Source organism: Alteromonas sp. MB-3u-76 (assembly GCF_002831605.1).
Taxonomy (GTDB): domain Bacteria; phylum Pseudomonadota; class Gammaproteobacteria; order Enterobacterales; family Alteromonadaceae; genus Alteromonas; species Alteromonas hispanica.
On sequence record NZ_CP025115.1, the window covers coordinates 888,017 to 902,050 of the forward strand.

9 protein-coding genes and 1 pseudogene are annotated in these 14,034 nt (G+C 43.9%); 6 read left to right on the forward strand and 4 right to left on the reverse strand.

The window, feature by feature from the left end; genetic code table 11:
* Positions 1-458: 458 nt before the first annotated feature.
* Positions 459-1,214 (forward strand): annotated as a pseudogene (locus CW735_RS03980) (alpha/beta hydrolase family protein); the annotation flags it as partial.
* Here the strand turns inward: CW735_RS03980 and CW735_RS03985 are convergent.
* The 4 genes from CW735_RS03985 to CW735_RS04000 form a co-directional block, all read right to left on the reverse strand.
* Positions 1,192-2,358 carry a DUF418 domain-containing protein gene (locus tag CW735_RS03985; RefSeq protein WP_100970998.1) on the reverse strand — a complete coding sequence of 389 codons (1,167 nt, stop codon included), beginning with the start codon at positions 2,356-2,358 and terminating at the stop codon, positions 1,192-1,194. The pseudogene CW735_RS03980 and the gene CW735_RS03985 sit on opposite strands and share 23 nt — an antisense overlap.
* A 288-nt stretch (positions 2,359-2,646) precedes the next feature.
* Entirely contained in the window at positions 2,647-4,179 is a 1,533-nt protein-coding gene (ppx, locus tag CW735_RS03990; RefSeq protein ID WP_100971000.1) for an exopolyphosphatase, read from the reverse strand.
* A gap of 16 nt (positions 4,180-4,195) precedes the next feature.
* Positions 4,196-6,268, reverse strand: a complete 2,073-nt coding sequence (gene ppk1, locus CW735_RS03995) for a polyphosphate kinase 1 (protein WP_100971002.1) — start codon at positions 6,266-6,268, stop codon at positions 4,196-4,198.
* 113 nt (positions 6,269-6,381) lie between these two features.
* Positions 6,382-6,888 (reverse strand): glycine cleavage system protein R, encoded by a 507-nt coding sequence (locus tag CW735_RS04000; protein WP_071978765.1) that lies wholly within the window; start codon positions 6,886-6,888, stop codon positions 6,382-6,384.
* A 220-nt stretch (positions 6,889-7,108) separates the two neighbouring features.
* Here CW735_RS04000 and CW735_RS04005 point away from each other — a divergent pair, with 220 nt between their 5' ends.
* The 5 genes from CW735_RS04005 (at position 7,109) to CW735_RS04025 (ending at position 14,022) form a co-directional block, all read left to right on the forward strand.
* A complete protein-coding gene (locus CW735_RS04005) occupies positions 7,109-9,277 on the forward strand; it encodes an ABC transporter permease subunit (protein WP_071978766.1) in 2,169 nt (722 codons plus the stop codon).
* Entirely contained in the window at positions 9,270-10,832 is a 1,563-nt protein-coding gene (gene pstA, locus CW735_RS04010) for a phosphate ABC transporter permease PstA (RefSeq protein ID WP_100971004.1), read from the forward strand. The genes CW735_RS04005 and pstA overlap by 8 nt, the downstream gene beginning before the upstream one ends.
* An 8-nt stretch (positions 10,833-10,840) precedes the next feature.
* The gene (gene pstB, locus CW735_RS04015; RefSeq protein ID WP_100971007.1) at positions 10,841-11,647 is read left to right on the forward strand and encodes a phosphate ABC transporter ATP-binding protein PstB; all 807 of its coding nucleotides are present in this window, start codon (positions 10,841-10,843) and stop codon (positions 11,645-11,647) included.
* 60 nt (positions 11,648-11,707) lie between these two features.
* Complete coding sequence (phoU, locus tag CW735_RS04020; protein ID WP_071978769.1) at positions 11,708-12,424, forward strand: phosphate signaling complex protein PhoU; 717 nt, start codon at positions 11,708-11,710, stop codon at positions 12,422-12,424.
* Between the two features lie 326 nt (positions 12,425-12,750).
* Positions 12,751-14,022, forward strand: coding sequence for an inorganic phosphate transporter (locus tag CW735_RS04025; RefSeq protein ID WP_100971009.1), 1,272 nt, complete (start codon positions 12,751-12,753; stop codon positions 14,020-14,022).
* The last annotated feature ends 12 nt before the right edge of the window (positions 14,023-14,034 follow it).

A 14,034-nucleotide genomic window follows, 5' to 3' on the forward strand; every position in this document is an offset into this window, starting at 1 on the left:
TAAACAAAATAGCTGTAATTTTTTGATCCATAATGTTAGTTGAAAAAAGTTTATTTCTACTTCTCTTACATGTAGGCATTTCCTTTCTGTGGAGTGACGTCAAAACTTTTTTCGAAGGTGATAACAATTTTGTAGGTAAGAAAACATAACTAAATTATTTGATATATCTTTTTAAAACTCGAATATATATTTTGGGTTATATAAGCTGCAAATCAAACCATGTTACGATAACACTTACACGTTTTCCGTTTAAATTGTAATCTTGCACAAAGTGAGACTGTAGTTAGAATGCTCATTCATTACTACGCGGAAATTCTCTCGAAATCAACGGAAACCTAGCGCTCAAATTAAAAATTCGAGAGATATATTTCAAAACACCTCTCGAATAACAGATTAAGCCGCAGCCTTGTATTGGCAAGTAATTGAGAGTTTTGAGAGGTTTTCGAATCGTAAGGATGGGCTTGTATATTCTTCCGCCAGATTACGATAGCAGTAAAACTTATCCGCTTATTCTAGAAATTCACGGTGGACCAAACTTAGCGTATGGCCCGGTATTTACAGCAGAGCTACAAAGAATGGCGGCAGAAGGCTATGTTGTTTTTTATGATAATCATCGCGGAAGTACGGGGTATGGCGAACGTTTTGCCTTGTTGTTACAAGGGAAATACAGCTCGAAGTACGACTTTGCAGACCATATGTCGGGTGTTGATGCGCTTATTGAAAAAGGAATTGCCGACCCAGAGCGCCTGTATATAACAGGTGGTTCAGCAGGTGGAATTGCATCGGCTTATGCAATTGGACTCACAGACAGATTTAAAGCTGCAGTAGTGGCAAAGCCTGTTATTAATTGGCTATCGAAAGTACTTACTGCTGACTCAGGGCTATATCAAATACCTTTTCAGTTTCCTGGCAAGCCTTGGGACAATGTAGAGCATTATTGGAAACGCTCACCACTGTCGCTAGTTGGCAATGTTACAACCCCTACCATGCTTATTACCGGGGTGAACGATAAACGTACGCCCATGTCAGAAACTGAGCAGTTTTACCAAGCGCTTAAAATTCAGAAAGTTGATACGGTACTAGTAAAGGTACCTGAATCGTCCCATGGCATTGCCGCAAAACCGTCGCGAATGATTGGCAAGGTAGAAAATATCTTAGCGTGGTTTAAAAAGTACAGCGGTGCTGATGAAGCTACAACGCCAGATGCTCCTTAGAGCGTTTCTTATAAAAGCTATGTAAATACAACTTTCGCCAAATGGCTTCAAAAGGGCCTTGGCGGAAGTGTCTCGTTATTACATTCGCCAGCACTATCTGAATAGCAGTAAAGGCTAACGTAATCATAAGCAAATCGAGCAAGGTGACTGTAAAAGCAAAGTCAGGGAAGTAAGCGGGCATGACTATTCGAAAGAGGACCGCCATCGCAATTGATTGAGTGAGGTATAGCGTAAACGCGACTTTTCCGCAGTTAACTAGCGACTGATACCACCACGCTGCTGTATTTTTTACCTTAACTAACAAGTGAGCGTATACCAACGCACAGAAGATAGCGGAGACACTCGACAGCATCGGTGTAACGTCTGCTGTCATCTGCTCAATCAACATCAAAGGAAGGGCAGTAACGATGGATGTCACTATTGCAATGGCGGCTACCTTTATAAACGTTGCTGAAGAAAAGCCTTGGTTGAAAAAGCCATTTCGATAAAGGTAAGCGCCGAACATCATAAGTCCCATAGATTGCCATAGCATGGTAAATGGAGCGACAATAATGCTTATTGCTTGAAAGGTAATTTGTGTTTCAATTTGGAATAAATAACTGCTCTGCCACTGCGCCACTTCTTCGCCGTGCACTTCACTTGCCCTAAGTGGAAGTTCGCCGCCGAAGTCATAAAGAAATGCTGATATCACGCCAACGACAAGCATAATAACGCTGCCAATCACTAAAAAATTGAGGCTTCTCTTTTTCAGTTCGTCTTGGCTAAGGAAAAAGCTCTTTAGAATCAGAAACCCACAAATACTGTAGTAAAGCAGAATATCGCCACCAAAAATAAATACGCTGTGCATTAACCCAAATACAAAAAGCCACTTTAATCGAGACTTAGCAAACGTTAAAAAGTCGTATCCTCGCGATTGGCAGTGTTCAAACTGAATAGCCAAGCCTGCACCAAAAAGCAAGCAAAATAACGAACGGAATCTTCCATCTAAGAAAAGGGCATTGATGAGCGAAATGATATCATCAGATAAAAGCGGTTCTTCGAAAAACGCGTAGCCAGTGTAAAAATTTTGGTGAAACGTAATATTTAAAAAGAGTATACCGAGGATCGCTAGGCCTCGAATGGCGTCTATTGAATGAATTCGCATTTACATTCCTTGTAAAAGAAAATGGAGTGCCAGTAGTTTGGAATAATAGCAGTTTGGTGTTACAGCAGTGTAGCGAGTCTTATAAGTAAAATCGAAATGAAAAATGTATCGAAACGTTTATTCGTTTTGCGCCTATGATTTTTTCTGGAATGTGTTCAGGGCAATATGCGCCACAAGCGACACTGGTCTGTTACTCGTCAAATTGACTTACTTCTTAAAGTTCAGAAAGTAGCTAGCACTACCGCTAGCTACTCTCTAGATGTCAAACGCTGCAGAGAGAAAGTCCCGCTAACTATTAATTAATAGCTCTAAATCTAGCGCCTTCCAATGCTGGCTCTCACTGGCTAAATCAGCAGATAAAATGGGTTTTTCCTCTAACCATCCTTTCGGGAAGTTAAGCGTAAGCTCAGAATGCGAGACCTGAAAGTCTATTTCCGGCAAAAATTGCTCTTGTCTTTTAAGGTTAAGAAGTACACCTAACCTCAGTAACGCTATTAAGCGTTTAACCGCGTTATTATCAAAAAGGTTGAAACTTGGCAGGTCGCTAATGCGTATTTTCTTGCGATGAAAGCGCACCAGAGTGGCCAACAAAAGCTGTTGCTCTTGGGTAAAGCCGGGCATATCAACGTTAGCAAGAATATAGGCGCTGTGTCGCTGCACACCTCGTGAATTAATTTGAATGCCCACTTCGTGAAGAAGCGCGGCCCAACCAAGCATATTTTTAAAGTCTTGGCCTTTTAATTTCCACGCTTTTTCCACTTCGCTCAATAGCATTAACGATGTGTTGAGCACCATAGTCGCCTGCGAGGTATCTACATCGTAACGGGTAGCTAAACTGCTCGCGGTTCTACCGCGAATATCGGCGTGATGCAGTTCATCTTCCATTTGATAAAGCACACCTTCGCGCAGTGCCGCAGGGGAATACACTAAAGTATCTATTTTTAATGCTTTGAAAACCGCAATTAAAATAGCGATACCACCAGCGATGACTATACGACGATCGTCACTCAAGTTAGGGAAATCGAGCTTTTCGACATGCTTTGCCTCAATGAATTGTTCCATCAAGCTTTGCAGTCGCTTTAGCGTAACCGGCACATCGTGCTCATTGGTTCTATCGCTCTGGCATAACGTAAACAATGAGCGGATAGTGCCTGATGTGCCAATACACTGCACCCACCCTAATTTACGATATTTAGCGTCAATCATCTCCAGTTCTTGAGCAGCGGCGGTGATCGCTTTGTTAAACGCGCTCCGTTTAAGTTCTCCTGTTGAAAAGAACCTTTGTGTGTAGCTTACGCATCCCATTTGTAAACTGCGGCAAAGCAACGGGGTGAAGCCTTTTCCTATAACAAACTCGGTAGAGCCGCCACCGATATCTACAACCAGTTGCTGTCCATCGGCATGATTAGTGTGCGCAACACCTGAGTAAATTAAGCGAGCTTCTTCTACGCCGGAGATAACCTCGATAGGATAGGGAAGCACCTCTTTTGCCGCTTTAATAAAGTGCCTGGCGTTACGCGCTTTGCGCAGCGTATGGGTAGCAACAATACGCACCGAGTCAGGTTCGAAGCCTTTTAAGCTTTCAGCAATCACTTTAAGCATGGAGAGGCCACGGGCAATGGCCTCGTCAGATAAAATATCATCATCGTCGAGCCCGTCGGCCAGCCGTACTTTTTGCTTCACTCGATGAAGAATTTGAACAGAATCGGCCACAATTCTCGCCACCACCAGGTGAAAACTGTTTGAGCCAATATCTAAAGCGGCTACTTTGCTAACTTCACGGGACGTTACACCGTCAAAGATGGATTCATGCTCGGTCATTAATGTTTACGTTATCCTAAAGGTCAGCTTCAAGTTGTTTAAGGTAGTTATATATTTCCACTTGAGAGCGCACTTTTTTGCGATTCCCTCTTGGAACGTACTGGTTGGTTTGCTCTGTGTCAATGACCCGTGCTTTCAAGGTGTCGTTAAACTGAAGCTCCATTATGTCAACAATGCGCTGCTGAAGTTCGCGGTCATACACCGGGCAACCTACTTCAATTCGGTTATCCATATTTCGTGTCATCCAGTCAGCAGAAGAAATAAATACTTTTCTGTCCCCGCCACCTTCAAAAATCATAACTCTGGGGTGCTCTAAAAATCTGTCGACAATAGAGATAATTTCGATGTTATCGCTAACCCCTTTAATGCCGGGGTTTAGCGAACACATACCGCGAACAATACCGCGAATTTTTACACCCGACTGGCTAGCGCGATATAAATCATCAATAAGCTCTTTATCAACGAGGTTATTAATTTTGAAGGTTATTTGTGCGTTCTGCCCTTGGTTTAAATGCTGGATCTCTTGTCTTATCAGTGACTGAATTTTAGTTCTCGAGTTAAGCGGCGAGATCTGCAGGTGCTGAAACTTATAACGGCGGTATGGGTATTGAATAAGATCAAATACAGCCACGCCTTCATCCGCAAGTTCTTGGTTGCGGGTAAACAAGCTGTAGTCGGTATATATCTTTGCGGTTTTTTCGTTGAAGTTACCGGTACCAAAGTGGGCATAGTGAATTAAGCTACCGCGTTCCTCTCGGCTTACAATGCAAAGCTTAGAGTGTATCTTTAGTGTTGGTACGCCCAGTACAACCCGGATCCCCGCTTCGGTCATTCGTTTCGACCACTCTATATTCGCCTCTTCGTCAAATCGGGCACGTATTTCTACCACTACTGTCACTTTTTTACCGTTGTCCACAGCATCAATGAGTGAGTTGATGATGCGCGAGTTACTGGCCACGCGGTATATGTTAATACGTATTGTGCGAACATTAGGGTCGAAAGCTGCCTGACGTAAAAACTCAGTAAAATGCAAAAACCGATGATAGGGGTAGTGCAGCAAAATATCGTTTGCGGATATCGCATCAAACACAGTGTTGTGTTTAGAAAACGCCTTGCTATCAATAGCCGGCAGTGGAGTATGTTCTAAGTATTCGCGACCTACATTGGGGAAGCCGATAAAGTCTTTAAAATTACGATAGTGCCCGGCAGCATGCATGGTATCAAGCTTTGTAATTTTTAAGCGCTTGCGCAAGTCCTGCATCATGTCATCAGGCATATCGGTGTCGTAAATAACGCGAACCGGTTCTGCAATAAGGCGCTGCTTCATGCTTTCTGACATTTTTTCTACGTAGCTTTCGTCTATCTCATCGTTAATGGAATATTCTGCATCTCGCGTCATTTTGAATGAGAAAGACTCAAGTTCATCGTATTTAATAAAGCCGCGGAAAATATCCTCAAGACAAAGCTGAATCATGTCGTCTAGCATAATAATATGCTTTTTCTTCTTGCTCTTTTCAGGCGGTATAAGCATGAAGCGCGACATTTCGGTAGTGGGAACTTGGATAACCGCATATCGCGTGTTTCGCTCTTTACGTCTAAGCGCTACGTAGAGATATACAGATGTGCCGTTGAGCCGCTTCAGCAGGTCAGTTTTCTTATCAATAATTATGGGCGCGATATGTCGCAAAACTTTGTTGATAAAAAAGTTGCGTACCCACTGTTGCTGATAGTCGTTTAAATCGTTTTTGCGCAAAATATAGATATTATAGCGAGCGAGTTCTTTCACTACGTCTTTGTGAATTTCATCAAACTTTTCAGAAAGCTGTACCACTTTCTGTTGAATTTGGGCCATCAGCTTTATCTGACGCTCTGCTTCTTCTTCATTGCCGTCATTTTGCGCTATGGTAATTTGTCGCTTAACGCCCGCTGCCCGTACGCGGTAAAACTCATCTAAGTTGTTTGAGTAAATACCTAAAAAGCGTATACGCTCTACCGCGGGGGTGTTTTTATCGGCGGCTTCTTGTAACACTCGCTCGTTGAATGCTAACCAACTTAGCTCTGCGGGATAATATAAAACGTTGCTATCCATAATCTCTCAATCACATGTACAAAAATGGTCAAAGGCTGTCATTAGTGAGTGACATTTTGATGACAAACTGCCTCTTATCCTTATGTAAGGAGTCTACTTGCCCTTTGGCGACATTAGCGGGTTGTGGTGATGTCTACAACCAAGTCATTTGCTAGTGCTTCTAACGCATCTTGTAAAGCGCCATCGTCGAAACCTTCGGGCACCGCTATTTCTGCTTTTGCTTTAAACATTAAGCTGCCCCAGTTAGGCGCACTTTCGCAGTGTGAGGCAAAGGTAAGTATATTGAGGTTGAACTGATTCAATACCGACGTCAGTTCTTGAACTATGCCGGGTTTATCATTGCCCATAACATCTACCGTACATTTTACGTGATTGTCTCCCTGAGAACTTGCTGCCGCTACATGTTGAACAGTGATATCTGGAAGGGCCTCAATAGCGTCGATCAGCGGCTGTTTTTCTTCAGAGTTTACGTGCACTTCGACAAAACCAGTGAACATGCCCGCCATATGTGCAAAGCTAGAGCCTAACCAGTTACCCTTGTGGGTATAAATACACTTAGCTAATGCATCGACTAATCCGGGTTTGTCTTTGCCCATGATATTGATGACTATTGATTGCATGTAAAGCTCCTTAATGACTGGCTGAGAAATACTTTGAACGTGTTCTCACAGGGTAATACCATACCGAAAGGCAGATTTGGTAATAGATTCGGTAGCATAGGCTACGCGCGAAATTTTCGCTTGCTATTAGCATAACAAAACTTACACTGCTCACCAGTGCAATTTACTCCAAATTCGTTGTTATAGATGAGTTTGTATACATAAAACACTAAAAAGAATAATGACTTTTAACAGCGACAGCATAAATAAGAGACGCCAGCGGACCGACACACGGTCTCGCATTCTCGTGACCGGCTTTGGTGGTCTTGTATTGCTGACACTGGTTATTCTTGTTTCTCACCTTCTCAGTCAAGCCTTGCCGCTTACCTATACCCCTACGCTAGAAAAAGTGTCAACGGTGTCAGTGGCAAATGACGAAGTCATTATAAGTACAGGCGATATATTCAATGGCCAGCCCCTTCTAGTTCAAAAACAGAATTGCCGAATTGGCCTTAAAGTGCTTTCTAATAAAGCGCTGCGCAATACCCAAGACTATACAAAGCCATGTTCGCACACCTTGTCGTCGCAGACCGTAATGGGCGAAGATTACATTGTAGATATTTCAGCTGCCGGGCAAGTGCGAATTATTCCGGTGCGAACCTATTCTGCCAATAGACTTCTTGGAAAAGGCGTGACGCAGAGCGGGCCATCAAGTGCATTAACATTTGCGCTACCCAAAAAGCTCTGGCGTAAAAACGATGGATGGGGCATGAGCATGTCTACTCAATGGATTGCAGCGAAAATTGAAAATGAGGGAAGCGTTTTTGTGCGCTGGGTAAATCGAAAAACACCCACCAAAGTAATTGATAAGCAGTTTATTGATGTAGATAACGTAACGCTGCTGCCCGGTAGTGAAAGCATGATCTTACACAAGGGAGATAAGTTCTTTCTGCATAGGCTGACCGATAATGAAACTGCGCCAAGTGCAATGATTACCGGTATTCCCTATCAAAACAACCAAACTTTCATATTCCCGCTAGCAAAACAGCGCACGTTTTATTTACAAAACAGCGAAACCAACACGCTCACTCGCTGGGTACTTAGCAAAACCCAAGCTGGCTTGGTGTTTCAGGATACCTACAGTGTTGCACTAGAAAACAATGAATACACTTATGATGTGGCCGAACATGCCAGTATGAACATTGTGGCGGTGCTGACCAGTAAGCAAAAGATTTTGCTGCTTAATCGCATAACCGGAGAAGTTATTCGCTCTTATAAAAGTGATGAAACGGTGTCGGATATTGCATGGCATGGCGATACACTAATAGGGCGAGGCGACAATCGTATTGTCGCGTGGCAAGGAAAGTATTTAAGCGGAATTACAACATGGTCGTCGTTGTTTGAACCGCAACAGTATGAGGGGTACGACTCCCAGGCGACCGTATGGCAAACTACCAGCGCGTCCGACTATCAAGAGGCAAAATTTAGCTTAACGCCCTTAATTATTGGCAGTATGAAAGCGTCATTATTGGCATTGGCTATTGCAATTCCCGTTGCCATAGGCGCAGCCATTTACACTGCTTATTTTGCCAAAGCCAGACTTCGACACTTGATTAAACCTGCCATTGAGATGTTGGAAGCAATCCCAAGCGTGCTCATTGGCTTTATCGCCGCTATTTGGTTATCGCCTAAGGCAGAGCAGTTTTTATTCTCAGTCGCTTTTTTCATTATTTTTGTGCCTATTGCGCTTATTATTGTGGCTTTATTTCAACGAAGAGTTGCTGAATACCTTCCCAAGCGCCTGCGCCACGGAAGTGAGTTGGTATGCGCATTAGTAGGCACTTTATTTTTAGGGTTTATCAGCGTTGAATTGGCTCCTGATTTTATTTTCTCCTTGTTGGGTGTTGACGGGTTTGCAGTACTAGCGTCTGAGTCTGACAGCCCTATTGGCAAGACTACCATTGTGGTAGCGATTGCATTGGGTATTGCTATTTCACCAACCATTTATTCTCTGGCTGAAGACGCCATAAACGGCGTGCCAGACGATTTAAAAAATGCGTCGTTTGCCTTAGGTGCTACGAGACTACAAACTCTAATGCATGTGGTGTTGCATGTAGCACTTCCCGGTATTATCGCTGCCATTATGCTAGGTTTTGGCCGAGCGTTTGGTGAAACCATGATTGTATTGATGGTAACGGGAAATACCCCTATTTCCAGTTGGGGCCTTATTGAGGGATTGCGCGCGCTCACGGCCAATTTAGCCATAGAGCTACCAGAGGCTGATGTGTCTTCCGCACATTATCAAATTCTCTTTTTCACTGCCTGCATACTGTTTGCATTCACGTTTGTGGTAAATACGGTTGCCGAGGTAATGCGTCAAAGGCTTGCGACGAGGAAAAAGCATGGTTAAACCGTCCTTCTTAGGCTTGAACGCGGTTCAGCGTCAATCACTCGTTATCAGTCTCACCGCTTTTTTTACCGGTTTGTTGGTTATTGCGCTAATAAGCGTACTTGTTCTGATAACTGCTCGCGGCGGAGCCTATTTCTGGCCAGAGCCTATTTATGCCGTATCGATAAAGTCGGATAACGGCCAGCAGTCTACAACGCTGCTCGCCAATGTATTCGACGATGATGCGAAAAAAGAAATACGGCTAAAATATGCAGATGTGAACAACCCTTACGGTACACAATTACTTGTTGAGCGAGAAAGGGTAGAGCGAATTGCACTCGCCAAAGATAGCGCACAAATAAAGTTGAATGACGGCAGGCAGGTACTTGCTATACCCGATCATGTTATCACCCCAGAGGGGACAAACAATCAGCTGTCAGAGCTGCCACAAGTTATGCAGAAAGTAGCACTTCTCTCTGAGAAAATTACCACGCTGAATACACAATTTCTTGCCCCTATTCATGAGGCACTTTCTCGCTTTGACAATCGAGACGTAGCTGCAGATGCACCAGCACGCGAAAAACGGGTTGCTGAATTCAATCAGTATCAACAGCAAGTGCTAAACCTTGAACGTCAACGAGAGCAATATCAACTGGCGGTTAAATTTGCTGATGGGCAATCATTTATCATTCCGGTTTCTAATATTCAAAGCGTCGACTTTGTTGGCCGTTTATCGCTGCTTGAAAAATGGCAGGTTGCCATTAGTGAAGTCATCATTTTTTTAACCGAATCACCTAAGCAGGCAAATACCTCGGGAGGCGTGTTTCCTGCGTTATTTGGAACAGTGCTGATGGTATTTATCATGACCATAATAGTAACGCCCTTTGGTGTGTTAGCGGCAATCTATTTAAGTGAATACGCCCCCAACACAGCATTGACCACAGTCATCAGGGTAAGCGTAAGCAATATGGCGGGGGTGCCATCCATTGTTTATGGGGTATTTGGTCTCGGCTTTTTCGTATATACCCTAGGTGGCAGTATAGATAGTCTCTTATTTAGCGATACTCTTCCATCTCCTACTATGGGAAGCCCGGGAATATTTTGGGCCGCACTCACCATGGCCATACTCACACTGCCGGTGGTTATTGTCGCTACCGAAGAGGGCCTACGGCGAGTGCCTGAGGGTCTTAAAGCGGGCAGTTATGCTTTGGGCGCCACCAAAATTGAAACAATCGTGCGCACTATTTTGCCCATAGCGTCGCCGGGTATTATGACCGGTGTAATACTTGCTATTGCCCGAGCTGCTGGTGAAGTTGCTCCTTTAATGTTGGTTGGTGCGGTGAAGTTTGCGCCCGCACTGCCAATAGACGGAGAGTTTCCATTTTTACACCTAGATCGCCAGTTTATGCATTTAGGCGTGTTAATTTATGACAGTGCATTCCATAGCCAGACTGACGCGAAAAGTGCCTCTATGATGTTTGCTGCATGTTTATTGTTGCTGATAGTCGTATTCGTTCTTAATATTTTGGCCGTGCTATTAAGAACGCGCTTGCGCAAACGCTATTTAGAAGGGTAAATATCAACATGCTTACGTTGTTTAAAAATAATTCAAAGCCTGTCAATGAGCTAACTAGCGAGCAAACCGCAGTAGAAGTAAAAGACTTAAACCTATGGTTTGGCGAGAAACATGTGCTGAAAGACATCACCATGCGTATTCCGGAAAACAAGGTAACCGCGCTGATAGGACAAAGCGGCTGTGGAAAGTCGACGCTAATCAATTGTTTTAATCGACTTAATGACTTGTACGACGGCTGTTCTTATAACGGTGAGGTAATCATAGATGGTAAAAATATTAACAGTAAAAAGGTTAATGTATCTCGACTTCGCGCCAAGGTCGGCATGGTGTTTCAACGGCCCAACCCCTTTCCTATGAGCATTTACGAAAATGTGTGTTACGGGCTTAAACTGCAAGGCGTAAAAGTACGGCGGCACCTTGACGATGCGGTAGAAAAAGCATTGAGGCAGGCGGCATTGTGGGATGAAGTAAAAGATAGACTTTTCGACCCTGCAATGACGCTATCTGGAGGGCAGCAGCAGCGCTTGGTGATTGCTCGGGCGCTGTCGCTTAAACCTAAGGTATTGTTGCTCGATGAGCCAACCTCTGCGCTCGACCCTCTCACTACCTTGTTTATTGAAGAGTTGATGGAGTCGCTTAAAAAGCAGTGCACTATTGTTATTGTTACGCACAACATGCAGCAGGCGGCACGCGTGAGCGACTATACTGCATTTTTCCATCAGGGGAAGTTGGTAGAATATGCAGACAGCGACACGCTTTTTACCATGCCAGAGAAAAAGCAGACCGAAGATTATATAACTGGTCGGTATGGTTAGGCTGCTTGATAGAGTATATTTATTGGGTTTGTTCGAAATTTTTGATGGGGTTATATCACAATGCGCCAAGTTGCTCTTAATACGCACATCTCCGCTACCTTTAACGTTGAGTTAGAGAATTTACGTAACTCTGTGCTAACGATGGGGGGAGAGGTTGAGCAGCAGATGGTGGATACGCTTTATGCCATTAAACACAATCATGCCGCACTTGCCGAAAAAGTCGTGTTGAATGACCTGAAAATAAACTCAATGGAAATTCAAATTGACGAAGAGTGTTTAAGAATTATCGCGAAGCGCCACCCTACAGCAAGTGATCTTCGCCTAATTATGACGATCTCCAAGGCGATTACTGACATAGAACGTATGGGTGATGAGATTGAACGAATAGCCAAATTAGTTACCCGCAACAAATTGCCATCATCTGACACAATAAAAAGTAGCATGGTGCTTATTGGTGAGCGTGTAATCGATATGATGCGTGGAACCTTCGATGCCTTTGCTCGTCAAGATGAAGCGGCCGCACTTGAGGTTTACCGTCAAGACAACCAAATTGATAGTGAATATAAGAGGCTGATTACCTACACCACCCACGAAATGGAAAAAATTACTGAAGACATGCAAGACTGGCTAGATGTGCTCTGGGCGTTGCGTTCTTTAGAGCGAATAGGGGACAGATGCAAGAACGTGTGCGAATATGTTGTTTATCTCACCAGAGGTACCGACGTTCGTCATACTTCTCTTGAAAGTATCCATCAAAAAATTGAAGATTTAACCTAAGCTAAGCAGCCTATGAAATTGCCAAAGCGCCCGAAAGACGTGGCATGGCGAGCTGATTGAAATCTTTCTGTCACAAAAATGAAATATTTGTTTGAATTATCGTCGCAGTTTTAAACTTTTGCAGAAATTCGATGATTTTCGCTATGGCTTCGAAGATGATTACGTTATCATGCGCCGGAGCCGAGGACAGGTAGTGCAAAAAACGAACATTGTGCCATTATAGAAACTGTCTTTAACATCACACTCTACTCAAATTGGAGTAGAGAAAGTGCTACACGGTGATGTAGCGTAAAGCCCAAATCGCAAAAGCTCGGGAGCGATAATTCGTGGATTTTTTTGAAAGTTATGGCCTGATTTTAATTCTTCTTGCCGGTGGCGTAGGTTTCGTCATGGCGTGGGGAATTGGAGCGAATGATGTTGCCAATGCTATGGGAACATCTGTAGGGTCAAAAGCATTAACGATAAAACAAGCAATTTTCATTGCGATGATTTTTGAGTTTGCTGGGGCATACCTAGCTGGAGGGGAAGTTACCTCTACGATTCGCAAAGGCATAATCGACTCAAGTTATTTCACTGACATACCTGAATTGTTGGTGTTAGGCATGATTGCCTCGCTTTTAGCTGCCGGCATTTGGTTAGCGGTAGCTTCATGGTTAGGTTGGCCGGTATCGACAACGCATTCTATTATCGGTGCAATTATCGGTTTTACCGCGACGGGTGTCAGTATGGATGCCGTAGCGTGGGGTAAAGTAGGCGGTATTGTTGGTAGCTGGGTGGTAACCCCCGCGATTTCTGGTGTTATTGCTTATCTCATCTTTATGAGTGCTCATAAGCTCATTTTCCAAACTTCTTCTCCTTTCGAAAGCGCAAAGCGGTACGTGCCTTTTTACATGGCGTTGGCCGGTTTTGTTATGTCTCTTGTAACCATCAAAAAAGGCCTTAAGCATGTTGGTTTAGAGATGAGTGCTGTAAACGGTTACTTGTTGGCTGTGGCTATTGCTGTTGCCCTAGGTATTGTTGGTAAATGGTTTATTGGCCGCATGAAATTCAGCGGTTCTGAAGATGCAGATTTACAGGCTGCTAATGTTGAAAAAGTATTTGCGTTACTTATGGTAGTAACGGCTTGCTGTATGGCATTTGCACACGGCTCTAATGACGTTGCAAACGCTATTGGTCCGTTAGCTGCGGTTGTCAGCGTAGTAAGCAGTGGCGGCGAAATAAATGCTAATGCAAAATTAGCCGTGTGGATCTTGCCGTTAGGCGGCTTAGGCATTGTTGCCGGTTTGGCATTATTTGGTCATCGAGTCATAAAAACCATCGGTCAAGGCATTACGCATCTTACTCCTAGTCGAGGTTTTGCGGCAGAATTAGCCGCGGCCTGTACGGTTGTTATTGCCTCAGGCACGGGTCTGCCTATATCTACTACGCAAACTCTTGTCGGTGCCGTACTGGGTGTTGGTTTAGCAAGAGGTGTGTCTGCGTTAAACCTAGGTATTGTAAGAAACATTGTTGTTTCTTGGATTGTTACCTTACCCGCAGGTGCCGTGCTCTCAATTATATTCTTCTATATCTTAAAGGCGTCATTCGGCGTAGCTTAGAAAAAGCGCCTT

Excerpts from the sequence above, each read along its gene's own strand:
- CW735_RS03985 (WP_100970998.1), bottom strand. The coding sequence starts at position 2,358 with ATGCGAATTCATTCAATAGACGCCATTCGAGGCCTAGCGATCCTCGGT.
- ppx (WP_100971000.1), bottom strand. The coding sequence starts at position 4,179 with ATGACCGAGCATGAATCCATCTTTGACGGTGTAACGTCCCGTGAAGTT.
- ppk1 (WP_100971002.1), bottom strand. The coding sequence starts at position 6,268 with ATGGATAGCAACGTTTTATATTATCCCGCAGAGCTAAGTTGGTTAGCA.
- CW735_RS04000 (WP_071978765.1), bottom strand. The coding sequence starts at position 6,888 with ATGCAATCAATAGTCATCAATATCATGGGCAAAGACAAACCCGGATTA.
- CW735_RS04005 (WP_071978766.1), top strand. The coding sequence starts at position 7,109 with ATGACTTTTAACAGCGACAGCATAAATAAGAGACGCCAGCGGACCGAC.
- pstA (WP_100971004.1), top strand. The coding sequence starts at position 9,270 with ATGGTTAAACCGTCCTTCTTAGGCTTGAACGCGGTTCAGCGTCAATCA.
- pstB (WP_100971007.1), top strand. The coding sequence starts at position 10,841 with ATGCTTACGTTGTTTAAAAATAATTCAAAGCCTGTCAATGAGCTAACT.
- phoU (WP_071978769.1), top strand. The coding sequence starts at position 11,708 with ATGCGCCAAGTTGCTCTTAATACGCACATCTCCGCTACCTTTAACGTT.